The organism is Rhizobium sp. PEPV16 (assembly GCF_008919455.1).
Lineage (GTDB): Bacteria > Pseudomonadota > Alphaproteobacteria > Rhizobiales > Rhizobiaceae > Rhizobium > Rhizobium leguminosarum_Q.
This window is the reverse complement of record NZ_VSZV01000308.1, coordinates 1-24,673: the sequence shown is the minus strand read 5'-3', so window position 1 is coordinate 24,673 and position 24,673 is coordinate 1. Positions and strand designations below refer to the sequence as shown.

General features: G+C 59.5%; 27 protein-coding genes and 2 pseudogenes. 17 read left to right on the top strand and 12 right to left on the bottom strand.

The features are described 5' to 3' along the window. Window positions 1–24: 24 nt before the first annotated feature. Window positions 25–666: a dihydrofolate reductase family protein gene (locus FY112_RS16840; RefSeq protein ID WP_131623376.1), complete on the bottom strand. Its 642-nt coding sequence runs from the start codon at window positions 664–666 to the stop codon at window positions 25–27. A 150-nt stretch (window positions 667–816) separates the two neighbouring features. Here FY112_RS16840 and FY112_RS16835 point away from each other — a divergent pair, with 150 nt between their 5' ends. The 6 genes from FY112_RS16835 (at window position 817) to FY112_RS16800 (ending at window position 4,491) form a co-directional block, all read left to right on the top strand. Continuing rightward, window positions 817–1,173 carry a metalloregulator ArsR/SmtB family transcription factor gene (locus FY112_RS16835; RefSeq protein WP_151518899.1) on the top strand — a complete coding sequence of 119 codons (357 nt, stop codon included), beginning with the start codon at window positions 817–819 and terminating at the stop codon, window positions 1,171–1,173. Continuing rightward, a complete protein-coding gene (locus tag FY112_RS16830; protein ID WP_181018234.1) occupies window positions 1,148–1,636 on the top strand; it encodes an SRPBCC family protein in 489 nt (162 codons plus the stop codon). The genes FY112_RS16835 and FY112_RS16830 overlap by 26 nt, the downstream gene beginning before the upstream one ends. A 381-nt stretch (window positions 1,637–2,017) precedes the next feature. Further along, the gene (locus FY112_RS16820; protein ID WP_151518896.1) at window positions 2,018–2,488 is read left to right on the top strand and encodes a hypothetical protein; all 471 of its coding nucleotides are present in this window, start codon (window positions 2,018–2,020) and stop codon (window positions 2,486–2,488) included. Between the two features lie 579 nt (window positions 2,489–3,067). Beyond that, window positions 3,068–3,400, top strand: coding sequence for a metalloregulator ArsR/SmtB family transcription factor (locus tag FY112_RS16810; protein ID WP_017959456.1), 333 nt, complete (start codon window positions 3,068–3,070; stop codon window positions 3,398–3,400). Next, window positions 3,393–3,878 carry an SRPBCC domain-containing protein gene (locus FY112_RS16805; RefSeq protein ID WP_151518911.1) on the top strand — a complete coding sequence of 162 codons (486 nt, stop codon included), beginning with the start codon at window positions 3,393–3,395 and terminating at the stop codon, window positions 3,876–3,878. The genes FY112_RS16810 and FY112_RS16805 overlap by 8 nt, the downstream gene beginning before the upstream one ends. Continuing rightward, complete coding sequence (locus FY112_RS16800) at window positions 3,871–4,491, top strand: glutathione S-transferase family protein (protein WP_181018233.1); 621 nt, start codon at window positions 3,871–3,873, stop codon at window positions 4,489–4,491. The genes FY112_RS16805 and FY112_RS16800 overlap by 8 nt, the downstream gene beginning before the upstream one ends. Window positions 4,492–4,618: 127 nt before the next feature. Here FY112_RS16800 and FY112_RS16795 read toward each other — a convergent pair whose 3' ends face one another. Further along, the gene (locus FY112_RS16795; RefSeq protein ID WP_026158575.1) at window positions 4,619–4,969 is read right to left on the bottom strand and encodes an ethanolamine utilization protein; all 351 of its coding nucleotides are present in this window, start codon (window positions 4,967–4,969) and stop codon (window positions 4,619–4,621) included. Window positions 4,970–5,378: 409 nt separating this feature from the next. Between FY112_RS16795 and FY112_RS16790 the strand changes: the two genes are divergently transcribed. Continuing rightward, complete coding sequence (locus tag FY112_RS16790) at window positions 5,379–6,317, top strand: sialate O-acetylesterase (protein ID WP_151518895.1); 939 nt, start codon at window positions 5,379–5,381, stop codon at window positions 6,315–6,317. A gap of 139 nt (window positions 6,318–6,456) precedes the next feature. On the opposite strand, the gene FY112_RS16785 is transcribed toward FY112_RS16790, so the two are convergent. Both FY112_RS16785 and FY112_RS16780 read right to left on the bottom strand, forming a co-directional pair. Then, window positions 6,457–6,930 carry an SRPBCC family protein gene (locus FY112_RS16785; protein ID WP_151518894.1) on the bottom strand — a complete coding sequence of 158 codons (474 nt, stop codon included), beginning with the start codon at window positions 6,928–6,930 and terminating at the stop codon, window positions 6,457–6,459. Between the two features lie 33 nt (window positions 6,931–6,963). Then, window positions 6,964–7,833 (bottom strand): NmrA/HSCARG family protein, encoded by an 870-nt coding sequence (locus FY112_RS16780; RefSeq protein WP_151518893.1) that lies wholly within the window; start codon window positions 7,831–7,833, stop codon window positions 6,964–6,966. 104 nt (window positions 7,834–7,937) lie between these two features. On the opposite strand from FY112_RS16780, the gene FY112_RS16775 reads away from it, so the two are divergent. The 5 genes and pseudogenes from FY112_RS16775 to FY112_RS16755 all read left to right on the top strand — a co-directional run bounded on the left by FY112_RS16775 (window position 7,938) and on the right by FY112_RS16755 (window position 15,909). Further along, on the top strand, window positions 7,938–8,828 hold the full coding sequence (locus FY112_RS16775; RefSeq protein WP_151518892.1) for a LysR family transcriptional regulator: 891 nt from the start codon (window positions 7,938–7,940) through the stop codon (window positions 8,826–8,828). Window positions 8,829–9,255: 427 nt separating this feature from the next. Continuing rightward, window positions 9,256–11,319, top strand: coding sequence for an alkyl sulfatase dimerization domain-containing protein (locus FY112_RS16770; RefSeq protein ID WP_151518891.1), 2,064 nt, complete (start codon window positions 9,256–9,258; stop codon window positions 11,317–11,319). A 555-nt stretch (window positions 11,320–11,874) separates the two neighbouring features. Further along, window positions 11,875–12,459, top strand: a complete 585-nt coding sequence (locus tag FY112_RS16765) for a GNAT family N-acetyltransferase (RefSeq protein WP_026158574.1) — start codon at window positions 11,875–11,877, stop codon at window positions 12,457–12,459. 685 nt (window positions 12,460–13,144) lie between these two features. Beyond that, window positions 13,145–15,443 (top strand): annotated as a pseudogene (locus FY112_RS16760) (autotransporter outer membrane beta-barrel domain-containing protein). Window positions 15,444–15,450: 7 nt separating this feature from the next. Further along, a complete protein-coding gene (locus FY112_RS16755) occupies window positions 15,451–15,909 on the top strand; it encodes a hypothetical protein (RefSeq protein ID WP_131630274.1) in 459 nt (152 codons plus the stop codon). 119 nt (window positions 15,910–16,028) lie between these two features. Here FY112_RS16755 and FY112_RS16750 read toward each other — a convergent pair whose 3' ends face one another. The 6 genes from FY112_RS16750 to FY112_RS16730 all read right to left on the bottom strand — a co-directional run bounded on the left by FY112_RS16750 (window position 16,029) and on the right by FY112_RS16730 (window position 20,458). Continuing rightward, entirely contained in the window at window positions 16,029–16,211 is a 183-nt protein-coding gene (locus FY112_RS16750; RefSeq protein WP_151518890.1) for a hypothetical protein, read from the bottom strand. Between the two features lie 34 nt (window positions 16,212–16,245). Next, a complete protein-coding gene (locus FY112_RS16745) occupies window positions 16,246–17,673 on the bottom strand; it encodes a TRAP transporter large permease subunit (protein WP_020047374.1) in 1,428 nt (475 codons plus the stop codon). Continuing rightward, window positions 17,670–18,317, bottom strand: a complete 648-nt coding sequence (locus FY112_RS16740; protein WP_065283280.1) for a TRAP transporter small permease subunit — start codon at window positions 18,315–18,317, stop codon at window positions 17,670–17,672. The genes FY112_RS16745 and FY112_RS16740 overlap by 4 nt, the downstream gene beginning before the upstream one ends. A gap of 59 nt (window positions 18,318–18,376) precedes the next feature. Further along, on the bottom strand, window positions 18,377–19,507 hold the full coding sequence (locus FY112_RS16735; RefSeq protein WP_017959441.1) for a TRAP transporter substrate-binding protein: 1,131 nt from the start codon (window positions 19,505–19,507) through the stop codon (window positions 18,377–18,379). 593 nt (window positions 19,508–20,100) lie between these two features. Next, on the bottom strand, window positions 20,101–20,277 hold the full coding sequence (locus FY112_RS38480; protein WP_281408483.1) for a winged helix-turn-helix transcriptional regulator: 177 nt from the start codon (window positions 20,275–20,277) through the stop codon (window positions 20,101–20,103). Beyond that, window positions 20,204–20,458, bottom strand: a complete 255-nt coding sequence (locus FY112_RS16730) for a helix-turn-helix domain-containing protein (RefSeq protein ID WP_281408482.1) — start codon at window positions 20,456–20,458, stop codon at window positions 20,204–20,206. Before FY112_RS16730 ends, FY112_RS38480 begins: the two co-directional genes overlap by 74 nt. Window positions 20,459–20,578: 120 nt before the next feature. On the opposite strand from FY112_RS16730, the gene FY112_RS16725 reads away from it, so the two are divergent. The 4 genes and pseudogenes from FY112_RS16725 to FY112_RS16715 all read left to right on the top strand — a co-directional run bounded on the left by FY112_RS16725 (window position 20,579) and on the right by FY112_RS16715 (window position 22,907). Continuing rightward, window positions 20,579–21,016, top strand: a complete 438-nt coding sequence (locus FY112_RS16725; protein WP_020485976.1) for an ester cyclase — start codon at window positions 20,579–20,581, stop codon at window positions 21,014–21,016. 120 nt (window positions 21,017–21,136) lie between these two features. Next, window positions 21,137–21,906: pseudogene (locus FY112_RS16720) on the top strand (AAA family ATPase). Window positions 21,907–22,107: 201 nt separating this feature from the next. After that, the gene (locus tag FY112_RS36790) at window positions 22,108–22,263 is read left to right on the top strand and encodes a hypothetical protein (RefSeq protein WP_017959437.1); all 156 of its coding nucleotides are present in this window, start codon (window positions 22,108–22,110) and stop codon (window positions 22,261–22,263) included. An 83-nt stretch (window positions 22,264–22,346) separates the two neighbouring features. After that, window positions 22,347–22,907, top strand: a complete 561-nt coding sequence (locus FY112_RS16715) for a BA14K family protein (protein ID WP_131710179.1) — start codon at window positions 22,347–22,349, stop codon at window positions 22,905–22,907. Between the two features lie 99 nt (window positions 22,908–23,006). Here FY112_RS16715 and FY112_RS16710 read toward each other — a convergent pair whose 3' ends face one another. Beyond that, complete coding sequence (locus FY112_RS16710) at window positions 23,007–23,753, bottom strand: glucose 1-dehydrogenase (protein ID WP_131710178.1); 747 nt, start codon at window positions 23,751–23,753, stop codon at window positions 23,007–23,009. Window positions 23,754–23,859: 106 nt separating this feature from the next. On the opposite strand from FY112_RS16710, the gene FY112_RS16705 reads away from it, so the two are divergent. Then, window positions 23,860–24,204, top strand: coding sequence for a helix-turn-helix domain-containing protein (locus tag FY112_RS16705; RefSeq protein ID WP_129418290.1), 345 nt, complete (start codon window positions 23,860–23,862; stop codon window positions 24,202–24,204). Window positions 24,205–24,340: 136 nt separating this feature from the next. Here FY112_RS16705 and FY112_RS16700 read toward each other — a convergent pair. Continuing rightward, window positions 24,341–24,673 (bottom strand): amidohydrolase family protein (locus FY112_RS16700; protein ID WP_151518889.1); only part of this gene is annotated, 333 nt, incomplete at its 5' end.

The window sequence follows — 24,673 nt, the reverse complement described above, 5'->3', positions numbered from 1 at the left end:
CCGAGATCGGCCGGAGGCTAGCGGCTAGCGTTGGAAAGTTAGGTGGATGATGCCACTTGGCGCCGTTTCCGCCTTGACGGTGTAGCCAGCTTCCAGGCCGCGCAGATCGTCCCACAGGCGGATGCCGCGCCCGAGCAAAATCGGCGTGATGGCAACATGAAGGCGGTCGACAAGGCCAGCTTTGAGATAATCGCGAACGACGGTAGGACCACCGCCTATCCTCACATCCTTGCCGTTTGCGGTCCTCACGGCCTGCTGGAGCGCATCATCAGGGCTGGTATTGAGAAAGTGGAAAGTCGTGCCACCGGCCATCTCCAGGGAGGGCCGCGACTTGCGGGTGAGGACGAAGACCGGACACCCGAACGGCGGCTCGTCGCCCCACCAGCCACGCCAGTTCGGATCGTCGGGAAAGTTGTGGAGACCGAACATGCCGGCGCCCATGATCTCGGCGCCCACATTCTCGAAATATTCCTTCGCATAGTCGTCGTCGAGACCTGTGGTCCCTGCTCCCGTCGTATCCTTGAGCACGCGCTCACGGAACGTTCGCGTTGCCGCATACGCGCCGACGAGACGCGGCCAGTCCTCGCCGAACGGGCTTTCGGGCGTCTGGTCCGTCGTTGTCGCGAAACCATCGAGCGAGATCATGAGATCGACACGAACTACCACTGGGAATCCTCCTTGCGGGTTGTTTGCACCACAGCCGCCCTACCATTCAGGGCTGGATACTAAGGCAACTGCCTTCATATTTGGAGCCGGACACTAAGGCAAGTACCTTTTTATCCTTGACCGCCGCCACCGACCAATTTACGGATTGATATGCCTTACCACTCGACCCCCCTCGACCTCGCCTTTCACGCTCTCAGTGACCCGACCCGCCGTGCCGTGGTGTCGCGTCTGGTCGAGGGCGAGTTGCCGGTCAGCGCGCTTGCCGAGCCTTTCGACATGGCGCTGCCCTCCTTCGCCCAGCATCTCAAGGTGCTGGAAGATTGCGGGCTGATCGCCAGCGAGAAGCGCGGGCGCAGCCGCTGGTGCCGGCTGGTGCAGGCGCGTTTCGACGAGGCGGCGGACTGGATGGTATCGGAGCGCCGGCGCTGGACCGAGCGGTTGGATCGCCTGGAAGTCTACCTGGAAAAAACCGAAGAGGATGATGAAGGACATGGCAAGTCCGTTTGAGACATGGTCGCTCGACCGCGAAATCGTGCTGGTGAAGCTGCTCAACCACCCGCGCGACAAGGTCTTTGCCGCCTGGATGGATCCCAAGGCGCTTGGCGAATGGTACGGGCCGGCCGGCCTCAGCATCGAGACCCACGAAGCCGATATCCGCGAGGGCGGGGTCTGGCGGTTCGACATGGTGGGCGTGTTCGAGGGCCGGGAGCAGCGCTTCCCGAACCTCATGCGCTTTCTGGAGATCGTGCCGAACGCGCGGATCGTAATGGACTATGGCACGCCCGACCCTGACGACCCCGACCGTTTCCGCGCCACGATAACCTTCGATGAGCAGGCCGACGGCAAGACGGTGCTGACCATGCGCCAGCTCCACCCCAGCGCCAAGCGGCGTCAGGTGGTCATCGGCTTCGGCGCGGTGGAATACGGGCTGCAGACGCTGGATGGCCTCGCCGCCTGGTTGGACGGCTGAGCCCTCGGCCGCGCGGCTGAGCCCTCGGCCGCTCGGTGCCGTCCGGAGGGGGATGAAGGCGCCGCCAATGTCCTCTTCTCCCCAGCGGGGAGAAGTGCCGGAGCGATAGCGAGGCGATGAGGGGGTGAGCGGCGAAGCCGCGAATGCGCTGAGCAAAGGGCAATGAATGGTGGGCCGTGTGGCCCCTCATCCGACCCTTCGGGCGACCCGTCCTTCGCCCCCTCAGGGAAGAAGAGGGAGCAAGATTGGTGCGCTTCTGCCGAATCCACCAATCCAATCAATTGATCTCGCCGCGCGGGGGATCACGACGGTGATCTGTGCACTGGGTTGGCCGACAGCGCCAGCAAAAGGCGAATCGATGTCAGGGATGAGGAGAAAGAATTGAACAGCTTGGTCACGGATGAATTTCCCCTACGCGACACGCAGAAATTGCGATACGAGATGCTCGATGCATTGTCTGATGCAGACCTTGCTTATGCATTTCCGGGCGACAATCCCACACTTGGCGATCTCCTGCGGGAAATGGGCTGGATTGAGCACTGCTATATTGAGTCCTTTAGAACTCTGAAGATGGATTGGTCTTGTAGCGGCGCACCAGAACTCGCTGCAACCGTGGCCGGTATTCGGACTTGGTATGGTTCGCTCGACGACGAGTTTGAGGCCGTCATACACGGGTATTCTGAGGCCGACCTGAAAGACAGAACCATTGACCGGGGGCACTGGTCCCCCTCTGCCATGGTGCAATTCCATATCTTTCGCGAAGCTGTATTGATGTTTCTGGCCAAAGCCAGTGTTTACCTTAAGGCCATGCGCAAGCACCTTAGCGACGAGTGGCGAGCAGCCATTGGCTGACGGGGCCTCATAGGTCGCAAGATCCCGCCGAAGGTAGAGCACGAACTCACAGACCTCGGACGGTCATTGATCACGCCGCTGACGCTGCTCGCGGACTGGGCCTTCGAGAACCGCCGGCAATGGAAAACGCCTGCTTGCCTACGACAAGGAACACGACGGACCGGCGAAGTAATTCGCCGCGTCATTTGTCGAAGACTGTTTCCAATTTGCGGCCATTTGCCCGACAGGGGTGAGCCAAGCACTATCATGTGGTTGCTGGCGCCACCTGATTGCAGCGGCAGCCAGCCTCGAGCCTCACTCAACCTCCCTCAACCTCCCTTTGGTTAGCAGAAAACCTGCCCCCTCCTCCGTCATCCCAGGCCCTGAGCCTGGGATCCATGCCCGCTGCTGATTGAGAGTGGATCCTCGGGTCAAGCCCGAGGAGGACGGAGCGCGGGGTGGCGTCTGCAGCAGGAACAAGCGACCTATCCCGACATGATCGGGAGCCATCAACACCGATTTTGTCCCGTATGCAAAATTGCATTTGACATTACGCTGTCCGCAATATATCCATGCAGTTATATAGCTAGATGGTGATATATGGACGACAAGCTCGATGCGATTTTCTCCGCACTCGCCGATCCCACGAGGCGAGCAATTCTTGGGCGGCTTGCCAACGGCAAGGCAACGGTGGCTGAACTCGCTGATCCCTTCGAGTTGTCTCAGCCTGCCATATCGAAGCATCTCAAGGTCCTGGAACAGGCCGGCTTGATCCGCTCTGGCCGTGAAGCGAACTCGCGTCCCCGCGTCCTCGAGCCGGCCGCGTTGAAGACGGTTGCTGATTGGATCGCCGATTACAGACGCTTCTGGGATCAAAGCTTTGATCGTCTCGATGACTATCTATCCAAGGTACAAGGATACGAAAATGACTAATCCAGAGACCAACACCGACAACACCCGCGACCTGGTTCTTGTCCGAAAGTTCGATGCTCCATGCGACCTGGTTTTCAGGGCATGGACCGACCCGAAAGCGTTGGCGCAATGGTGCGGTCCGCACGGTTTCAAGGCGGTGGGCGACAAGCTCGAAGCCTGGCCCGGCGGTAGACACCGCGCCTGTCTGATCGCGCCAGATGGAGAAGAGCATTGGGTCGGCGGACAATATCTGGAGGTCGAGCCGCCGCACAGGCTTGTCTTCACACATGCCTGGGAACTCGCAACCGGCGAAAATAGCCCGGAAACGGTCGTCACCATCACGTTCAAGGACAGCGGCGGAGGCACGGAAATGACTTTTCGGCAGAGTGGATTTGATAGCGCATCGTCCCTTGAGGGTCATGGAGACGGCTGGTCGCAAAGTTTCGAGCGATTGAGCTTGTTTCTCGGGACTGAATCCGAAGGGCCGGATCATGCGTAAGGCGGCGATGAAGCTCTATTATTGCGAGACGCTCAATCCCCGGAAGGCCTGCGCCGCCGCTCGTTATCTGAAAGCCGACGTCGAGTTCGTCAGGGTTGATCTGGCAAACGGAGAACAGCGCACCGCAGAATTCCTGGCGCTGAACCCGAACGGGAAAGTCCCGGTGCTGCAGGATGATGCCGGAACCTTGTGGGAAGCGAACGCAATCATGTGCAGGCTGTCTGACAGCGTCGCATCGGATTTCTGGCCGCATGACCACCGCCAGATCGACGTGCTGCGCTGGTTGAGTTGGGATGCCAGTCACTTCACCCAGCACGGGGCAACGCTCTGGTTTGAAACCTTGATCAAGCCGTTGTTCGGCGGGGAGCCTGACGCCGCCGTGATCGAAAATGCGAAGACGAGTTTTCGAGCCCATGCTCGCGTGCTCGACGGTCATTTGGCCAAGAACAGCGTCGCCGTCGGGGAGACACTGACCGTCGCGGATTTCGCATTGGCCGCTGCACTTCCTTATGCGACTTCCGCTGAGATTCCAGTTGCCGAGTTTCGGCATATACAGGCGTGGTACGGACGGCTTGAAGAACTGGATGCGTGGCGAAACCCTTTCCCAGCCTAGGTGGGCACGGGCGAAGGACCTTTTGCCAGGGTGAATGCGTTGGCAAAGGCGCGTGAATTTATCGAGATCAGCCACCTGATGTCACAGGAGAAATACCGTGACAGGCAATGAGCAAAAGCGCTCCGCTTCAGGCGTGCGCCGGGCGCCAATGCGGATAGGTGACATAGGCGGTGAGCGCGCCCTCCTCATGCGTGCTGATCGTCACCGTTTCACCTTTGGGCATGTAGACGATCTCGCCCGGTCCGGCGGTGACCGTTCCCGCCTCTGTCGCGACCGAAAGCCGCCCTTCCAGAACGATCATGACGTCGTCAACAACAATCGTCTCGGTCAGGCTCTGGCCGGGCGCGTAACGCCCATAGCCGATGGTGATCGGCCCTCCGTGCCGCTCGTCGACCAGATTGCCGACGGAGATGTCTGCCTCCTGTCCGGGGGAACGCTCGAGGACCGCATCGGTAATTGCGAATTTCTGCATCTTCATCGTCTTCCTCCATGCCGTGGGCAGAGCTAGGGCGGAGTATTGATACGCCAAGACGGATGATGGCTGTTTCGATCGGAGGACATTCCCGCGTCGGAAGAGCTCGGCGTAAAAATGCGCCCCCAACCTCCGTCATTCCAGGCCGTGAGCTGCTTTATCTGGACCCGCCCATAGCAGGTACGATCTAACCCATCCGGATGATTGTAATCACTGGTCCGATCTATAGTTTAGAGCAGGTTTGCGGCGACTCCACGCGAAATTGTCGTCGATTGGGGCTCGATCTTCGCGACGACAAAGATCATGCCCGAAGAAAGCAGATGTGGCTGGTGTGTAAAGGAACCTTCATGGCTGGAGCAGCCTTGATCGGTCCGATAGGCTCCATGTGATCGGATGATGTTTGAAAGGTAACGACATGCGCAAAACAATGGCAGTCGGCCTGGCCGCCTTGATCGCCATCTACTTTCTCGGCGGCATGAGCGCGAGACGTGAGATCTTTCCTTGGCCACAACTTTCCGCGCTGAAGAAACAGGTTGTCGGAGAGAAGGTGGGGGCTCCAAGCCGTTACACGTTCGACGACAAGGAACGGCTCATCGGCGATGAATCGAAAACGCTTGTGACCTGCCCGGCGCAGACCGACCGAACTGCCGTCTTACTCATTCTTGGCCAATCGAACGCGGCCAACTACGGAGGACAACGGCACCGGTCGAATTATGGCGCTCGCGTTGTAAACGCCTTTGACAAAAAGTGCTTTGTCGCAGCGTCGCCACTTCTTGGGTCGACCAATACCAGGGGAGAATACTGGACGCTTCTTGCGAATAATCTGATCGCATCGGGACAAAATGACAACGTCATCCTCGCACCTCTCGCCTATTCCGGATCTGAGGTCGCACGATGGGCGGCAGATGGTGACTTCAATCCCGTGCTGGTCGATACAGTGAAACAGCTTCAGGATTCCGGTTACCGGATAACGAACGTCCTCTGGGTGCAAGGAGAGGCGGACCTGGTTATCGGCACCACTGCGGAGGCCTACCAGGAACGTTTCATGTCGATGGTCAACACGTTGCGTCAGCACGGTGTCGAAGCACCCGTTTACATTTCGATCGCATCGAAATGCCTCGAACCCAGCAACGGCGGCTTCAAGGAGCATATTCCAGACAATGCGGTCGTGCGGGCGCAACTGGCCCTGTCAAAAAGCGGCCACGGTATCCGAGAGGGCGTCAATTCCGATGCGTTACTCGATGGAGACGACCGCTACGACGATTGCCATTTCGGGAGCACAGGCGGGGAGAAAGCGTCGCAGGCCTGGCTGAACCTTCTGCGCTCCGACGGCCGCCTGGAAAGCTCGCGATAGTCTTGCCTGAACCGGTTTTCGCGCCTTCGCGAGTGGCGGCCTCGGGCCCTGCCCGGTATTCGACACCTTGTCGCTTGTGCCCCAGCAAGACAGGGCACCTCGCTAAGAGGTCGCCCTGTTGTTCGTGTTTCTCTTGATGCTAGAGCTTTCCCTCTGCCAGCAGTTCGCGGGTCCGCTTCAGGGTCGACAGCAGAGCGGCCTTGTAGCCCGTTTCGCCGTCGAACTGTGCCTGCTCGGCCCGCTCTTCCGGGCCGTTCGGCTGTTTGCCGCGCAGGCCGAGATAGCAGTAGAAGCGCAGCTGAAGCTGGCCATCTTCATCCTCGAAAAGCTCGTTGACGATCGCTCCCTCGCGTGGGCCTGTGGCCTGAAAGAAGGTGACCTTGCTTTGCGGCTCCAGCGTGATGATCTCGCGCAGATCCAGCCCGGCAATCGTCGCCTCGCGCACGAAGTGGGTCGCGCTTTCCTCCACGACATCGCAGCGAGTGCAGAGACCGGCGGGAAGAAAGAGCCGGGCGTCGCGCGCCTTGCGTTCGAGACCCTGCCAGGCCTCGGCGCGCGTTAAAGGGGTTTCGCCTTCCGGGTTCACCGGAACTGTGGCGGTCGAATAGATCATGGTAATCGTCCTTTCGAGATCGCTGTTGCTGCCTCAGGCGGAGGCAGCGGTTTCCGTGGCGAAGGTGCGATAAGAGCGCAGCGGGCGGCCGAGCAGCTTTGTCAGGCGTTCGAGGTCGCCGGCCTCAGGCAGCATTCCGTCGGTCAGGAAACGCTCGCCCATCAGCCGCATGTCGTAGGCCGCCCAGGCAGGCATGAACTGTTTGAGATTCTGCCCGAAGCCCTCGGTATTGTCACCGCCATAGGCGATCGGGCGGGCGAGCACGTCCGACCAGATGGCGGCGATATCGGCTCCGGTCAGTGTCTCCGGACCGACGAGGTTGATCCGGTCGAGCGCCAGCGGCTCTGCAGCCTGTTCGCGGCGCAGCAGCTCGAGGGCGGCGATTTCGGCGATATCACGCACGTCGATCATGGCGAGACCCTTGGCGCCGATCGGCATCGGATAGGCGCCGTAGCCGGTGATGACATCTTTGACCATCAGATCATTCTGCATGAAGTAGGCCGGGCGCAGGATCGTCGCCTTGAAACCCATCTGCTCGATCATCCGCTCGACGCCGAACTTGCCGGCGAAATGTGGCACGTTCACATAGACGTCGGCGTGGATCACCGAGAGGTAGACGATCCGCTCGATGCCGGCCGATCGGGCGACATTCAGCGCAATCAGAGCCTGGGTGAATTCGTCCGGCACCACGGCGTTGAGCAGGAACAGGGTCGACACGCCCGACATGGCGTTGCGCAGCGAGTCGACGTCGAGGAAGTCGCCTTGGGCGACGCTGACGCCAGCCGGGAATTCGGCTTTCGACGGGTCGCGGACAAGAGCGCGGACATCGGCGCCGCGCTTGACGAGGTGTTCGACGACTTGGCGGCCGACATTGCCTGTGGCGCCGGTAACGAGAATGGTCATGGTTTTTCTCCGTGTTGGGTTGCTTGACACGGCGAATATGTGTGGTTCACTGGTAGTCCGATAGACGGCGATTTTGGACAGGCCGTCTCACTTGTGGAACGCTCATGGATCTTCTTGCGCTTGCCGATTTCAATCTCGTTGCCCGCCATGGTGGCTTCGGCAAAGCGGCAAGGGCGACCGGCCGGCCGAAGGCGACATTGTCGCGGCGTGTCGCCGAGCTGGAAAGCGGTCTCGCTCTGCGGCTGTTTGAACGGGGTGCGCGTAACCTGAAACTTACCGAGGAAGGACGGGCGCTGTTCGAGCGGACGGGGGCGCTGCTTGCCGAACTGGACGAGACGGCTACTGCGATTGCCTCCGGCGGTCAAAAACCCAAGGGAAGATTGCGGATCAGCGCACCCTTGCACTTTTCCCAGACCGCCATGGGCAGGATCGCCGCCGGCTTTGCCCTCAAATATCCGGAGGTGAGGCTTGAGGTGACGAGTGAGGACCGGTCCGTCGATATGATCGAGGAAGGCTACGATCTGGTCATCCGGGTCAATCCCGATCCCGACGAAAGCCTGGTCGGACGGGCGTTTCTGCGCGACCGGCTGGTGGTGGTGGCAAGCCCCGATCTTCCCCGCCCGACCGGCGGACGCGCTGCGCCCGGCGTTGCGCGTGGCGCAGGCGAAACGCAAACATGGCAGGTGAAGACATCAGGCGGCCGGTCGACGATCAAGATCGAGCCCGTGCTCACCCTGTCAACGCTCATCACCATCCGCGATGCGGTGCGCGCCGGCGTCGGCGCAGGACGTCTTCCCATTTCGCTTGTCAGCCACGACCTGGCGGACGGCACGCTGGTCAATTGGGGGGAGATCGACGGCCCCGAGGTCACTCTCTGGACGCTCTACCCCTCACGGCGGCTGCTCAGCGCGCGCGTCTCGGCGTTCCTCGATTTTCTGAAACAGGCCTTCCCCAACGGCACGCCGGAGGAACTGGCCGCCTATATCGGCAGGTGATGACCACGCTTTGCCGGTGTGGCGGGTCTGGCCTAGGCTTTTGACCTCGGTCTGGCATCTCCGAACCGCAGGTGCGGGAGTGGGCGTCGGCCACGACAAAAGAGCTTGGGGGATGCGACGCATTAAAAGCCGCGCAACATACCAGCGAGCTTGAGGTTCCCTAAAGGGCAATAGCGTAACGCAGGTGATTTGCTAGATTGCAGTCGATTGTTTCTTCACTCCCGGGCAATGTTTTTGGAGATTTGGGAACTGGTAGCTGTTAGCAGCCAAAACGGCCTCATATCAAGACAGGTCACCTCGCGCGCTTTCGTGCGTTGGAGGTCGCCGCGCGAGCGTTGAGGCTTCGCTGGAAAGAATTTGGCACCAAGCCTCTAGTTATCCGTGCAATTTGAGACCTGCAGTGGAATTCGTAGGGGAGAAGACAACAATGAACTTACAGAGAAACGTCACGCTTGTGCTTGGCCTGGCAGTCGCGGGAGGAATCGGAAGCCCATCGCTCGCGCAGGAGCTGAAGCATTTCAGTCCTAAGGGAAAGATGCCCTCGGAATATACGATACAGGCGCAAAAACTGCAGCGGGATCTCCTGCCGCTTACCGACAAACAAGATTTTGAGGAAGCGAAGCGCGGTTTCATTGCCGCCCCGCCCTACCGCAAGATCATGAACGACAAGGGCGATGCGGCCTGGAACATGGACAACTGGGATTTCCTGCTTCAAGGGAAGGATTTCGACAGCATCCATCCATCGCTTCAGCGCCAGGCCCTGCTCAACATGGAGTACGGCCTGTTTGAAGTCGTGCCTGGAATTTACCAGGTGCGCGGTTTCGACCTCGCCAACATCTCATTCATCAAGGGCGATACCGGCTGGATCGTGATCGATCCCCTGACGGTCAAGGAGACTTCGCGCGCCGCGCTGAAATTCATCAATGAGAAGCTTGGCGAACGTCCCGTGGTGGCGGTGATCATTTCCCATTCCCACGGCGACCATTTCGGCGGCATTCGTGGCGTCGTGGACGACGCAGCGCTCGCCGCCGGCAAGGTGCAAATTATCGCCCCCAAGGGATTCCTGAATGAGGCAATCGCGGAAAACCTGTACGCCGGCAATGCCATGACGCGCCGCAAGACCTACACCTACGGCGATCTCCTGCCCCCGAGCCCGTTCGGCCACGTCGATGCCTCTATTGGCAAGGCGGTCGCCAGCGGCGATGTTGGCATCCTGCCTCCGACGATTACTATCGATCAGCCGATTCAAGAACTCACCATCGATGGCGTGCGGATGGTGTTCCAAAACACACCCGGCACCGAAGCGCCGGCGGAAATGAACACCTGGTTTCCGGACTTCAAGGCGTTCTGGGCGGCCGAAAACATCGTCGGTAGCCTCCACAACATACTTACATTGCGAGGCGCCCCGGTGCGCGACGCACTCGCTTGGTCGCAATACATCAACGTCGCGCTCTATCAGTTCGGTGGCCAGGCGGACGTGATGTTTGCCTCTCACAGCTGGCCGCGTTGGGGCAAAGAGCGGATCGCCGAAGTGATGCGTGGGCAGCGCGACATGTATGCTAACCTGAACAATCAGGTGCTGCACCTGGCAAATACTGGCGTCACGATCAACCAGATTCACAACGTCTACGATCCGCCAAAAAGTCTGCAGGATCAATGGTACACGCGCGGCTACCACGGCTCCTATCTGCACAACAGCCGAGCGGTCATCCAGCGATACCTCGGGTTCTGGGATTTGAACCCGGCAACATTGGTGCCTTTGTCGCCGGAAGATTCAGCACCACTCTATCTCGAAATGATGGGTGGTCCGGTCAAAGTGTTGGCAAAAGGCCGTGAACTATACGCGCAAGGCCAGTATCATCTTGCATACGAAATCCTCAACAAGCTCGTTTATGCGGAACCTGAAAACCAGGACGCGAAGGATGTTCTCGCCGACACATACGAACAAATGGGCTATCAGTTCGAGAGCCCAAGTCTTCGCAATAGCTTCCTGGCCGGCGCCAAGGAACTGCGCGACGGGGTGATAGCCGTGAAGGCAGCAAAGGCTGGGAGTCCTGACTTCGTTCGGGGCACCAGTACCGAACTGTTCCTGAACTATCTTGGAATTCAAGTTGACAGCCGCAAAGCCGAAGGCGTGAAATTCAAGATCAACCTCGCCACGCCTGACAATGACGAGAAGTTCGTCGTCGAGATGAGTAACGCCACCCTGACAACGATCGCCGGCTATCAAGCCTCTGATGCGGACCTGACTATTACCATGGACCGCCGCGATCTGGAGGATGTGATGATTGGCACAGCCACGCTTTCCGATAAGGTATCGTCAGGCAAGGCAAAGATGGACGGCAATCCGCAGGTGCTCGCACAGCTTGGCTCAACGATGGCAGCGTTCGACAATTGGTTTGAGGTCCTGCCGGGTACAAAAAAACTACCGGAAGCATCGCCGAAGTCTGAGGTGCTGCACGATGATGCGACGTACTTCGAGGGGCCATAGAGGTCCGCGGATCTGCATCAAAGCTGTGCGCGGTCGTGGTTCCGCGGAAAGCTTCGACCAGCATTGAACGACGTTCCAGAGTGCGGCCGCTGACTAACTGAACCTCTTCGGCGTCAATACGAGAGCTGCGACATTCCCTCACCTCACGTCACGGGTACGAGGCAGGTCGACTGAGGATCATCGTCAATGCCCTCGCAGCGGGACACGCTGCCTTTCGCTACGATCAGAAGATCGTCAGCCGGCAACAGAAGGCTTCCGGAAGGGGATGGGGGCCGCCGAGGTGTAGTTCCCTTTAGGCCGGTGTCGGTTTCGGTGTCGGGATCATCCTTGCGAGTTTCCGGAGGTTTTGGGTTGCGGCCATGGCCGCATTGGGGCCGCAGCAACGACTGCCTCCATGACCGGCATGAAGGCGCATAGCGGCTCGGTGAATAGGTTCAAACGGAAGCCCCTGCCCCAGTAGCAGTCGGTTTCGCTCCCACGTCATAGGTATTAAGGTGGGCTAGCTGAGAGCCGGCGCGGTCGCTGCGTCCGGACCACTTACCTCAGGAGGGCAGTATGAAATCGCCAACAGTGAGAGTCATGGCCGCGGCCGAGGAAGATCTGGCGGCCGAAACGGTCCTGCTGGCGTTTGCAGCGGATCCTATGGCGCGATGGACCTGGCCGCATGCACACCAGTACCTTGCGGCGATGCCGCGAATGATCCGGGCGTTCGGGAGCAGCGCATTCTCTAACGGAAGCGCCTTTTGCACCGACGGCTACGCCGGGACGGCGCTGTGGCTACCGCCCGGAGTGCATTCCGACGAGGAAGGACTTGGTGCGGTGCTCGAGAGCACGGTTGCGCGCGCTCTTGCCCCCGAAACCACGGCCATATTCGAGCAGATGGCCACGTACCACCCAACGGAACCACATTGGTACCTGCCCCTGATCGGCGTCGACCCGGCACATCAAGGCAAAGGTCACGGCGACGTCTTGATGGCGTACGCGCTCGCACGGTGCGATCACGATCACGCACCAGCCTATTTGGAATCCTCGAACCCGCGCAACATTCCGTTCTACCGACGCTACGGCTTCGAACCGCTCGGCGCGATCCAGGTCGGTTCGTCGCCGACGCTCGTCCCGATGCTGCGGCGGCCGCGTTGAGCTCCAGTTCGATAGAGAGTTGGGCGTACCGAAGTCCAGCGCGTGGCCCAGCGGGGAAACGAACTGGCGACAAGGTTGCTGGCGAATACATGGTCGAGTTATGGGCGACGTCCGATTTTAGAAGTCGGACGATCTAGCTTTAACGACCGCCATGAGGGCGCATGACCGCCGCTCAGCGCCGCAACCTTCATGGTCCGCTTTGCGGATGCTTTTGAAGCCTCTGGCTGGCTTTGAAGCTCCTACAACTTGCCTGAAGTCGGCAAGGAATTGTTCAAGCTTTAGGAGCATTTAGTTGAACCGGCAGGTTGTCATCCTTCTGAGCCTCACCTACCGTATTGTTCCGTAAACGATTCCGGGGACTAACATGAGCCGCAATATGCCAGGACAAGCCATCAACAAGATGGCCGCCACATCTCTGACTCTGCGAGGTCTGTTGATCGGTGCCTTGGGGGCGGCGCTGCTGGCGCTCTCCGCAGGGGCGGCATCAGCCCAATCAGCATCTTGGACCGGCGCGACAAGCAATGACTGGACGGATGGCAGCAATTGGTCGACGGGAACCGCTCCGGTCGCGGGTCAAACCATCAACATTTTCGGGACATCCCCGTCCATTCTGGGCGTTGGTAGCGCCGCGACCGCGTCGACTGGTGCTGCGTCTGTTGGCACCACCGTAGGATCAGTTGGCTATCTGATAATCCAGAACGGCAGCTCTTTGACCAGCACAGGCACCTCCCGGCTTGCGATCGCAACCGGAAGCTCCGGGACCGTCACAGTCACCGGCTCAGGATCGCAATGGACCCTACCAGTTGGAACTTTTCATGTCGGCTTTCAAGGCACTGGCACCCTCAACATTGAAAATGGCGGGCAAGTTACGACGGGTTCAAATACAGTCCTTGGCAGTAGTATTTCAGCTTCGGGTACCCTCAACATCGGCAGCGGCGGCACCTTGCAGACGCTATCCCTTCGGGGCGGCCCCGGCACCAGCCAAGCCAATTTCGACCGCGGCATTCTGCGCGCGACGGCCGCCAACGCTAGCTTCATCAACAGCTTTACCGGCACTGAACTCAACCTGCTCACCGGTGGGCTGACAATCGACACCGCAGGCTTTGCCGTAGGAACCGACGCAACGTCTGGGTTTTCAGGCGTCGGTGGCCTGACCCTCACCGGCGGCGGCGTCTTCAGCCTCCTGGCGAACAGCATCTATACCGGAGAGACCCAGATCGACTTCGGCAGCGGCCTCGCCCTTTCCGGCGCCGGCGCTATAGCCAATTCCAGCAGGGTTGTCGCAGACGGCATCTTCAACGTTTCGGCTGCCACGGCTCCGACCATCCAGAGCCTGGCCGGCAGCGGCAGCGTCCTACTCGGAGCCCAAACTCTGACGATCACCAATGCCAACGACACTTTCGCGGGCGTCATCGGCGGCACGGGCGGACTGACAGTTACTGGCGGCAATCAGACGCTGTCGGGCGTCAACACCTATACCGGCGCGACGACGGTGAGCGGTGGCAGGCTTGCCGTCAACGGCTCGATCGCCAGCCCCGTCACGACCTCGGGCGCCGGCATTCTCGGCGGCACCGGCACGATCTTCGGCGATGTGACCAATGGCGGCGTGGTGGCGCCCGGCAATTCGATCGGCACGTTGACCGTTGCGGGCAACTATACCGGGACCGGCGGGACCCTGGAGAGCGAAACGGTCCTCGGCGGCGACGCCTCACCGGCCGACCGTGTGGTGGTGACCGGCAATACAGCGGGCACGACTGATGTCGCGGTCGTCAACCTCGGCGGCGGCGGCGCGCAGACGGTCGAGGGCATCAAGATCATCGATGTCGGCGGCATATCCGCCGGCAACTTCTCGCTGCTCGGCGACTATGTGTTCGAGGGCGATCAGGCCGTGGTCGGCGGCGCATATGCCTATCGCCTCTACCAGGGCGGCGTCAGCACGCCTGCCGATGGGGACTGGTATCTGCGTTCGACCGAGCTCGATGCCGCAGGCGTCGCGATCGGGCCGATCTATGCGCCGGGCGTGCCGGTCTACGAGGCCTATGCCGGCGTGCTGCAAAGCCTCAACCAGTTCGGCACTCTACGCCAGCGCACCGGTGGGTGGATGCTCGACGGTGATCGATCCGCAGACCAGGACGGCAACACCGCCGCCAGGGGGATTCACCCGCATCGGCGGTAACCGTTCGCACTTCGAGCCGGAAAGCTCGACCACCGGCACCGACTATGAGGTCAGCAGTTGGACGCTGCAGGCGGGTGTCGACGGAATGCTGCGCGAAAGCGAGGCCGGTGCCCTGATCGGCGGGATCAATTTTCATATGAACACCGCTTCGGCCGACATCTCCTCGCGCTTCGGCAAGGGCGACATCGACACCACGGGCTATGGCTTCGACGGCACCTTGACCTGGTACGGCAAGAGCGGTTTCTACGTCGATACGCAGGCTGCCGTCACCTGGTATGACAGCGACCTCAAATCCTCGACACTTCAAACTTCGCTTGCCGACGGCAATGACGGCCTCGGTTATGGCCTCAGCATCGAAGCCGGACAAAGGATCGCTCTGACAGGCCAATGGTCGCTGACGCCGCAGGCACAGCTCGCCTATTCCTCAGTGCGCTTCGACAGTTTCACCGATGCCTATGGCGCCGATGTCTCGCTTGACGACGGTGACAGCCTGACCGGCCGCCTCGGCGTCTCGGCCGATTTTGACAGCGAGTGGAAGGATGCCTCCGGAAAGACCAGCCGCTCGACCGTCTACGGCATCGGCAATCTCTATTATGACTTCCTCGACGGCTCGGATGTCGAGGTCTCGGGGACCACCCTCGTCAGCGAAAACCAGGCCCTCTGGGGCGGTTTCGGCCTGGGCGGCTCGCTGACTTGGTCCGATGAGCGTTATGCAGCCCACGGTGAAGCCTTTGCCCGCACCAGCCTCAAAGACTTCGGCGACAGTAGCGCCATCGGCGCCAAGGTCGGATTCAGTGTGAAGTGGTAGTGGCCTCATGCGCTTCCATCAACATCGCAGCGTGTTTCGTTATCTACTTGGCGCAGTATTAGCGTCCGTGCCGCTCGCTGCCGCCCATGCAGAACCGCCAAATCATTGCAGAAACAGTTTCAAGCCTAACGAACCGATCGAGCCGCGTTTCGTAGGAATCGACTACGCGCTATTCATGCATGTGCTTGCGGAGAGATATTGCGGAGCAGAGCCGAAGCCGATGCGCCCGCGATTTTTACAATATATCGAGAAACAAGGTTGTGGTCCTGGAACAGAGATCTATTCCGATCTTGAGGCGGCGATTGCAAAGATGGAGGGAGCGAGCCTGAAGCTTCTCGCCCAGAACGGAGACCCAAGTCTAGCGATCTCCGAACCGCAGGTGCAGGAGTGGGCGTCGGCCACGACGAAAGAGCTTGGGGGATGCGACGGGTTGAAAGCCGCGCATGATGCGGAGCTTCAGCAGTAGGTCGCTTGCTTAGATGCTCTAGGCAGTCTCGAAGATTACCGCCATGACCGGTCGATGGACGAACGGGCTTTTTGCAGCGGATTGCCGTCAGGAAAGGGCGGCGGTTGAACGATTGCATTCTATCCAGACGATTTCGGCGGGCGTCGCCGAAAGAGCTGATCCCAGATGTCGTACCCCGCAGGGATAATGCCGATCAGCAGTGCAGCGGCCAAATCGAACCGTGGAACAAACGCCAGGATGACCGCGCAGAACGCGACAAGCGTCACGAATGCAAATATTGCAAAAAACCGGCTTCTGTTCATCGGTCTATCCTTTCGGAATTGGCCAGACACTGCGTCATCTCTGTACTCCATAGAGTAGATTCGGCAGCATGTAGACGATGCTCGGGAACAGATAGATGACCACCATGCAGAGAATGACGATCAACATATACGGCATCATGCCGCGGAAGATGTCTGTCAGTTTGACATGCGGAGGCGAGACGCCCTTCAAGTAGTATGCCGACATCGCCATGGGTGGTGATAGAAAGGCCGTCTGCAGGTTGATTGCCACGAGAATACCGAAGAACAGCGGATCGATCCCGAAATGCGGCAGCAGCGGAATGAAGATCGGGATGAAGATGACGATGATTTCAGTCCATTCCAGAGGCCAGCCGAGAATGAAGATGATGATCTGGGCCAGGATCAGGAACATCAGCGGCGACATGTCCAGGCCGGTCACGAAGTCACTGATGAACTGTTGGCCGCCGAGATAGGCGAATACCGATGCGAAGGTCGCCGAACCGACGAACAACCAGCAGACCATCGCGGTCGTTCGCGCCGTCAGATACACCGACTCCTTCAGTCGCTGCCAGGTCAGCGCCCGATAGGCCGCAGCAAGCGCCAGTCCCCCCAATGCGCCGATTGCGGCGGCTTCCGACGGCGTTGCAAGGCCAAAGAGAATGGCACCCAGCACCGCAAGAATCAGAAAGGCGAGCGGCGCGAAGGATGTAAGCATCATCCAGGCGAGTTGGACCGGCGTGTGCTCGCCCACATCTTCTTTCGTTGGCCGCGGCGCCAGTTGCGGCTGCAGGATTGCTCGCACCACGACATAGATGAGATAAAACCCCGCCAGGGCGAGGCCGGGCAGGAGCGCCGCCGCATACATTCGGACAACCGAGATCCCGGAGGTGGCCGCATAGACGATCAGCAGGATGGAAGGCGGGATCAGGATCCCGAGCGTGCCGCCCGCGCAGATCACGCCCGTCGCGTAGCGCACGTCATACTTTGCCTTCAGCATCGCTGGTAGGGCGAGCAGTCCCATCAACGTCACCACGGCCCCGACGATGCCGGTTGCCGTGGCAAAGAGTGTGCAGGTGGCCAGGGCGGCGACCGCCATCGAGCCGGGCACCCGGCGCGTGACGCTGAATAGCGTCGAGAACAGCCGATCGACGATGTTGGCTCGCTCGACGATGTAGCCCATGAACAGGAACAGCGGGATAGCCGTCAGCACGTCGTTCTGGATGACCGAGTAGGTCTGGTTGACAAACAGATCGAAGATCCGGTTGTTGAAGAAACCGCCGATCCAGGTCTGCGCCAGTGTAAAGGCATCGCCGCCGGATTCGAGCGCGCGGTCATAGCCGCGCCACATGCGGCCGGCATCGTAATAGGCATAGTATCCGAAGCCGACACCCAGAGCCATCAAGGTGAACGCCACCGGGAAGCCGAGGAAGATGGTGAGGATCAGGATGAGGAGCATCCCGACGGCGATATGTGCATCCGTCATTGAGCGTCCCGATCCCGTGGTTCACGTCCAGCGTCAAGTTCCCGCGACGGAAGGAAACCCTCGTCCTCGGACTTGAGCACGTCCAGGCTTTTTGTTTCCAGTAGTACCTTTTCCAGTTCTTCGACATCTTCGGCCTGCTTCGGCCATTCGCCCGTCCTTATGCACAGAATGCAGCGGAAGACCTGCGCCACGCCCTGCAGGAACAGGAGAATGCCGGCGGCGACGATCACTGCCTTGAACTGGAAGATCGGCACACCGGCGGGACTGTTGGAACTGACCTCCAGATAGCCCCAACTGCGTGCGGCATATTTCCAGCCCGAGATCACAAGCGCGGTAATACCGGGAAAGAAAAAGATGAAGTACAACACCAGTTCCAGCCTGGCCTGGGTGCGCGGTTTCCAGAGCCGGTAGATGAAGTCGCCGCGCACATGGCCATCACGCGAGAGGGTGTACGCTCCCGCCATCATGAAGATCGTTCCATAGAGCATGTAGCTCAGATCGAAGGCCCAGGGGGTCGGCGCGCGAAAGAGGTAGCGTGCAACAACCTCATAGCCGACGCCGAAGGCCATGATGAGTATCCCCCACGCGAACACCTTGCCGAACCACGCCGACAATTCGTCGGCGAATGCAATGTAACGGAGCATGCAAGCGCCTCCCTAACCTCGATGAGGGACGAGGCCCGGAAATACCGGGCCTTCACCATCTATTTTCCGAGGTTCAATTTTCCGGGGAAATAGTGCTCATAGGCGAGTGCGAGATCGGCGGAGTTCATCAATTCGTAGTACACGACCCTCTCCACCCACTGCCGCTGACTGTCGAGCACCTTCTTCATGAACGCATCCGCTTCAAGCGTGGGAATGATCGCATCCCAGGCCTTCAGTTGCGCATCCAGAATTTCCTTTGGAGTGCGGTGCACGGTCACGCCATGTTCGGCCTGGAGTTTTTGAAGGTCGCTTGAATAGTTGTCCATCGCGGACGCTGTTATCGCCGTGCTTGCTGCCTCCACGCCATATTCCAGGATCGCCTGCAGATCTTCGGGAAGGTCGTCAAACACATCCTTGTTGAAGAGGAACTCGAAAGATTCGCTCGCTTGATGGTAGGACGACAGCATGTAGTTCTTGGCGACATCCTGCGAACCAAACCGTAGGTCGGAGGAGGGATTGTTGAACTCGAAGGCGTCGATCACACCTCGCTCCATTGCCGGCACGATCTCGCCGCCCGGAAGTTGAGCGACGCTCATGCCCATATTCTGCATAAGATCGGCGGCGAGCCCGACCGTGCGATATTTGAGGCCGTTGACGTCGTTCACGGTCGCGACCGGGTTCTTGAACCAGCCGAACGGCTGCGCGGGCATCGGGAAGCCATAGAAGCCGTAAAGGTTCAGCCCCATGATGTCCTGGGTGAGTTCTCGGTAGAGATCCTTGCCGCCACCTTGATGGAACCATCCGAGCATGGTGGTTGCGCTGCCGCCAAATACCGGCCCGGTACCGAAGAGGGAAGCTGCCTTGTGCTTTCCGTACCAATAGACGGGAACGGTGTGGGCTGCGTCGATCACGCCATCGTTGACGCCGTCGAGCACCTGAAACGCGCCGACGACCGTACCGGCAGGCATTAGTTCGAACTTCAGGCGTCCGCCGGACATTCGTTCGACCCGTTCGACGTACAGGCGGGCAAAATCCATCCAGATGTCCGACGCGGGCCAGGATGTTTGCATTTTAATGACGGTGGGTGCCTGGGCCAGCACGGCCGGGGCGGCAAGAGCCCCAACTGCGGTTACTCCAACGAGCGTAGAGGCTCCCAGCAACTCTCGACGCGATACTGCCTTTTTGGTCATTGTTCTTCCTCCCTGGATTGTAGTCGAATTCTCCCTGCGTTTCCTGATAGTCTGCTAAGTTGAACAAGAGGCCTCCCAACCTCTTCGCGATCAGTATCAACAACTGATTGTTCTCATTTGTCAATTATGCACACTTTTTGCAATTCTGACAGACGTTCAATTGTTGTTGATCACAGCTTGGGGCTGTGGTCCAACGTCCAAGGCACAGTACCGCTACTCCGCGTTGTCCGGACTGCCTCAGCTTAGAAAGAGAGAGCTGCTTTCGCCCGGCCGCTTTCGGGGAGCGGCAACAATTGCCTCTATGAGCGAGAAGAGGCGCAAAACAGTCGCTAGACAAGTCACCTGACCGCCTACATCCCCCGCCAGACAATGCCCGGCTGCTCCACTCTGATATCTCAGATCAGTCAGGAAGGCCCGCCTTGGCCAAGCCCTCTCGTAATCTTTCTGCGTCTTTCGGGTTTCGAAAAGGCAGCCGAGCCTCATGCCCATCGAATGAGTATTTCGGGTGAAGGCGCAAAGCGGAAATACTTCCGTACCGTTGCCGCCAGTACACCTTCGACCGGGGCCAACTGGTCATCGGGCTCATCCGCGTCTCAACTGGATGCCACCTTCGACGATCGCTGCAGCGTGCCCGCTACCTGTGCACGGTTTTGATTGCCCCATTCGCAGAGCGGAACCAGCGCCTGAACGAGCGTTTCACCGAACGGTGTCAGCGCATAGTCGACCACCGGAGGCACCTGTTGGTGATCGTGGCGTACAAGAACGTTCATTGCGACCAACTCCCGAAGCTGCTGGATCAGCACCTTTTTCGCTGATGCCTCCGACGCGCCTTCTGATCTCGGAAAATCGCGTGGGGCCATCCCGGAGATGGTAAAGCACCAAAGGCTTCCACTTGCCGCCGATGACCGACAGCGAAACGTCCAGGCCACATTGAGTCTTCAGTCCGTCCATTAAAAAGCCCGCACTTACCTTTTGGTATGTTCTACCCATAGAGCAAGTGGGCGTCTACATGTCTTCTGTCCTTCGGCCGGCAGAGGTCGGGATAGCCGGAATTCGGACGAGGAGCTGTTAATGAGAGACGATATCCATACGATCAAAGAGCTATACGCCGCAGCAGAGGGAGATGGACTGGATGTCGGCAAATTCGTCTCCTTCTTCTCTGAAGATGCTTATGTGCGGGATATCCCGACCGACATGGAGTTCCGCGGCAAGGATATCGCCATGGTCGCGGGCGGCATGGCTCAGGCCTTTCCAGATATTCACCGAGAACTCTTCAACATCTACGCGATGGAAGATGTCATCGTGGTCGAGCTTGCCATTCGCGGCACCCACAAAGGAGCATTGGTGACGTCAGCGGGCACAGTCCCTCCGACCGGCAGGACCATCGATGTTCCTTGCTGCGATGTCTTTCACATGCGAGATGGAAAGGTCGTCTCCTTTCATTGCTACAACGCGGCGTCCATTCTCCAGCGCCAGTTGGGTCTTGCCGGTAACGCAACGGCTGCTTGATAAGCCGCAGATTCCTTAGCAGGTGACGCGGCCGGCTGCTTCAACCTCATCCAGCCGGGCCGCTTTTGGCCCAGGCCAGCCCGCTCGTGTCATGAACTCTAAACAGATTGCCCGGTGCCAATGTCTGCGATGCGAAAGACCAGATTGACAAGCCTGCCAGCCCCATATCTGAAGCGCCTTTGGGTGCGGGAGGATGCGGCCCTGAGCGAGCAGTATCCGTTCAATCTGCCTTGGCTGGATAAGGATTTCGCCCTCGATTTCGCCACGCCGGTGACGATTATAGTGGGTGAGAACGGCACCGGGAAATCCACGTTGATCGAGGCTGTGGCAGCCTTGTGCGGGTTTGACGAGGCCGGGGGCGGCAAGGGCTACATACCAGTCGACCATTCCCGGTGGACCGCAGCGGCGCCCTTCTCGCCAGCGCGTTGCGAGCAGCCTGGTTGCCCAAGGTGACCGCAGGCTGGTTTTTTCGCGCCGAATCCTTCTTCTCTGTCGCACGCTTTCTCGATGAAGCCGCTCGAGACGCCAATGCTGCACCGCCGGACTTCTTGTCATGGAGCCACGGTGAAGGCTTCGTGCGTTTTTTCGAGGAACGCATGTCCAAACAGGGAATATACCTACTGGACGAACCGGAGAGCGCGCTTTCCCCGAAGCGCCAACTGGAACTACTCCGCCCCCTTCATGCCATTCAGAGATCGGCAAATGCTCAGATCATCATGGCCACGCATTCGCCCATCCTTATGGCTGTCCCTGGTGCTCGGCTGCTGGAGATCACCCGCGGCGGGCTTGCGGAAATTGAACTGCGCGATACGCGACATTTCAAGCTCTACAGAGACTTCACCCTCAATCCAGATGACTTTGTGGATCGTGCCTTGCGCAACGAGATGTAAACGCAGGCGGAGCATTACCAGTCCGGTTCATACGTCAGAGTAGCAAGGCTCTTGCTTGCTAAGCGCCAGCGTAATTGAAATTGTGAATGACGGACTTCAGATCCATTCAAGAACGCTTAAACGATGTCGCCCATCCGACGCATAGGCGACGTGCCGCCGCCGGGGCGATGTCTGCTTCCAGGCAGGATACTTGCGTCCTCTATGACCGAAAAGGCGGCGCAATGCCGAAATGATTTCCGCAGCGGGGCCGAGAGCATGGAGCGCGCACCGAGATTGGCGCGTGCTTTCGCCGCGACGCCGCCGTCGAAGAAAAGCCTTCCTGCGAAATTGCTCGAATCAAAGCCGATTTTAGAGTAAAATTAACCAGTGCATTGAGAGGGCTGAAATGTCCTTGCGCGCCGCATGCGTCGCGCAGCGCTTACGGAAGGAAAGATGAGCCAATGAAAAGGTTAGCAATCGTTATCCTCTCGCTGGTGACGGCGCTGACGAGCGTCCCGCCGGCCATGGCGTTTCCCACCGTCGCCGTGCCGAAAATCGAAGCCACCAAGGCGCAGCCGGTCCAGTACAGAAATTATCGCGGTGGGTACCGCGGCGGCTATCGAGGCTATCGCGGGCGTGGATATCGCCATGGTGGCGACGATTGGGCCTGGGCACTCGGTGGGCTCGCGACCGGCGCGATCATCGGCGGAATGCTAGCGCAGCCGCGGTATTATGGCCCCAGCTACTACGGTGGAGGCTACTACGGTCAGGGCTACTATGACCGGGGCTACTACGGATCGCCCTATTACGGTCCGCCGCGCTACTACGGGTCGACCATTTACCGTCCGCGCTACTACGCGCCTTACCGCCCGCGCTACTACGCGCCGCGTTACCGCCAGGTCTATAATGGCGGCAACGGACATGTAAGCTGGTGCTATTCGCGCTACCGGTCCTACAGGGCTTACGACAACACGTTCCAGCCCTATTACGGTCCGCGGCGGGCGTGCGTCTCGCCCTACTAAAGCATGTCGCGCGAAACTGTGCAGCGGTTTTGCGCAACGACCTGCGCAAAACCAAAGACCTGAAGCGCGACATGCGAGCTTGAAAGATCGCGATGCGCTTTAGCGGAAACCGCCACTGGCAGCCAATCGTTCGCCGGTCAGCCAGCGGGCATCGTCGGAAGCGAGGAAGACGGCGACACCGGCGATATCGTCCGGCTGGCCGATGCGGCCGAGCGGCGTCTGGGCGACGATGGTCTGTTCGAAATCCGAGCCGATGACGCCGGCCGTATGCGCGCCCTCAGTCTCGACCATCCCCGGCAGGATAGCATTGACCCGGATCTTGCGCGGGCCGAGTTCCTTGGCAAGCACGCTGTTGATGCCCTCGACGGCCCCCTTCGTGCCGGTGTAGACGGCAGTGGCCGGTGGGGCCAGGCTGGTGACCACAGAGGAGATGTTGATGATGCTGCCGCCCTCGCCGAGATGCTTGACCGCTGCCTGCGTGGTCAGGAGAACACCGAGAACATTGACGTCGAAGATCCGGCGATATTGCTCCTCGGTCACCTCCTCAATCGACGCGAATTCATAGACTCCTGAATTGTTGACCAGCACGTCGAGCTTGCCGAACTCCCTGACCGCAGCATCGACCAATCCCTGCGCCTCAGCGGCTTTGGAAACGTCGCCCTGCACTGCGATGGCCTTGCCCCCGGCCGCGCTGATTGACGCAACCACGGCGTCGGCTCCCGCCTTGCTCGATGCGTAGTTGACCACCACTTGCGCGCCTTCCGCCGCGAGCGCCTTGGCAATCGCAGCACCGATACCCTTGGAGGCCCCCGTTACGACAGCGACTTTTCCTGTAAGCTTAGCCATTTCTCGTTCCTTCAGATCTGGACAGCCGCCGGAGTGACGGGCTTGTTCCATAGTTCCGAAATTCGGAACTGTTGATCTCGATGTCAAGGGTGGCTATATAAAATTCATGAGACCGCTCTTTCACCCAGCCCTGGAGGACATCAAGCCCGAGGCGATCCTCTATGCGCTGTCCGATCCGGAGCGCGTCGCCATTTATGCAAAGCTTGCCGGGGCCAGCGGTGGCGGGACGTGCTCTGCGCTCGCCGATCTCGGCGACCGCGTCATTCCAAAGTCGTCGCTGTCCAACCATTTCAAGGTGCTGCGCGAGTCCGGGCTAATCCGGAGCGAGCGGCAGGGTGTGGAGATGCGCAACCAAACGCGCTGCACCGAGCTGGACGAGCGCTTCCCAGGCCTGATCAGGGCCATCCTGACCGCTTACGGCCAGCTTCCCGGGCAGCCGAAGACGGACTGATCGCCCCTGGAACAGCATCGCGCCCGATGGCCGCTGCCGACGGAGGTTCGCCTGCGGTCAGGACTCGTTAATCACAGCCGGAAGAGGACGGAAGCTGGCTCTTTGGCGTGAAAGCCGGAGAACCTTTCCGCTGGGTTCATTTTTCCCCATGATAGCTGCCGAAGGATTTTACGGGTGACCAAGCCGGAAGGATCTCGGGCAGTTTTGGCGATAGAGCGCTATAGTCCTGCGCACCAAACACCACCTCTCCGTCCATGATCGTGAGCACAGAAGAGATGGATTTGATCTGATCTTCCGACACGGTGAAGTAATCCCTGTCGAGCACAACAAAGTCCGCCAGGTATCCGGGAGCGATTACACCCATTTCGGATTCTGTGTTCATGAACCACGCTGCACCATTGGTAAACAGTTTCAGCGCCTCGGCGCGGGATAGGCGATTGTCCTTAGCAAGAATTTCGGATCCGGACAC

Excerpts from the sequence above, each read along its gene's own strand:
- FY112_RS16740 (WP_065283280.1), bottom strand. The coding sequence starts at position 18,317 with ATGCTCCGTTACATTGCATTCGCCGACGAATTGTCGGCGTGGTTCGGC.
- FY112_RS16775 (WP_151518892.1), top strand. The coding sequence starts at position 7,938 with ATGGATCTTCTTGCGCTTGCCGATTTCAATCTCGTTGCCCGCCATGGT.
- FY112_RS16800 (WP_181018233.1), top strand. The coding sequence starts at position 3,871 with ATGCGTAAGGCGGCGATGAAGCTCTATTATTGCGAGACGCTCAATCCC.
- FY112_RS16790 (WP_151518895.1), top strand. The coding sequence starts at position 5,379 with ATGCGCAAAACAATGGCAGTCGGCCTGGCCGCCTTGATCGCCATCTAC.
- FY112_RS16785 (WP_151518894.1), bottom strand. The coding sequence starts at position 6,930 with ATGATCTATTCGACCGCCACAGTTCCGGTGAACCCGGAAGGCGAAACC.
- FY112_RS16750 (WP_151518890.1), bottom strand. The coding sequence starts at position 16,211 with ATGAACAGAAGCCGGTTTTTTGCAATATTTGCATTCGTGACGCTTGTC.
- FY112_RS16830 (WP_181018234.1), top strand. The coding sequence starts at position 1,148 with ATGAAGGACATGGCAAGTCCGTTTGAGACATGGTCGCTCGACCGCGAA.
- FY112_RS16755 (WP_131630274.1), top strand. The coding sequence starts at position 15,451 with ATGCGCTTCCATCAACATCGCAGCGTGTTTCGTTATCTACTTGGCGCA.
- FY112_RS16795 (WP_026158575.1), bottom strand. The coding sequence starts at position 4,969 with ATGAAGATGCAGAAATTCGCAATTACCGATGCGGTCCTCGAGCGTTCC.
- FY112_RS16770 (WP_151518891.1), top strand. The coding sequence starts at position 9,256 with ATGAACTTACAGAGAAACGTCACGCTTGTGCTTGGCCTGGCAGTCGCG.
- FY112_RS38480 (WP_281408483.1), bottom strand. The coding sequence starts at position 20,277 with ATGAACGTTCTTGTACGCCACGATCACCAACAGGTGCCTCCGGTGGTC.
- FY112_RS16835 (WP_151518899.1), top strand. The coding sequence starts at position 817 with ATGCCTTACCACTCGACCCCCCTCGACCTCGCCTTTCACGCTCTCAGT.
- FY112_RS16765 (WP_026158574.1), top strand. The coding sequence starts at position 11,875 with ATGAAATCGCCAACAGTGAGAGTCATGGCCGCGGCCGAGGAAGATCTG.
- FY112_RS36790 (WP_017959437.1), top strand. The coding sequence starts at position 22,108 with ATGACCGAAAAGGCGGCGCAATGCCGAAATGATTTCCGCAGCGGGGCC.
- FY112_RS16710 (WP_131710178.1), bottom strand. The coding sequence starts at position 23,753 with ATGGCTAAGCTTACAGGAAAAGTCGCTGTCGTAACGGGGGCCTCCAAG.
- FY112_RS16730 (WP_281408482.1), bottom strand. The coding sequence starts at position 20,458 with ATGGACGGACTGAAGACTCAATGTGGCCTGGACGTTTCGCTGTCGGTC.
- FY112_RS16735 (WP_017959441.1), bottom strand. The coding sequence starts at position 19,507 with ATGACCAAAAAGGCAGTATCGCGTCGAGAGTTGCTGGGAGCCTCTACG.
- FY112_RS16810 (WP_017959456.1), top strand. The coding sequence starts at position 3,068 with ATGGACGACAAGCTCGATGCGATTTTCTCCGCACTCGCCGATCCCACG.
- FY112_RS16780 (WP_151518893.1), bottom strand. The coding sequence starts at position 7,833 with ATGACCATTCTCGTTACCGGCGCCACAGGCAATGTCGGCCGCCAAGTC.
- FY112_RS16715 (WP_131710179.1), top strand. The coding sequence starts at position 22,347 with ATGAAAAGGTTAGCAATCGTTATCCTCTCGCTGGTGACGGCGCTGACG.
- FY112_RS16705 (WP_129418290.1), top strand. The coding sequence starts at position 23,860 with ATGAGACCGCTCTTTCACCCAGCCCTGGAGGACATCAAGCCCGAGGCG.
- FY112_RS16725 (WP_020485976.1), top strand. The coding sequence starts at position 20,579 with ATGAGAGACGATATCCATACGATCAAAGAGCTATACGCCGCAGCAGAG.
- FY112_RS16745 (WP_020047374.1), bottom strand. The coding sequence starts at position 17,673 with ATGACGGATGCACATATCGCCGTCGGGATGCTCCTCATCCTGATCCTC.
- FY112_RS16805 (WP_151518911.1), top strand. The coding sequence starts at position 3,393 with ATGACTAATCCAGAGACCAACACCGACAACACCCGCGACCTGGTTCTT.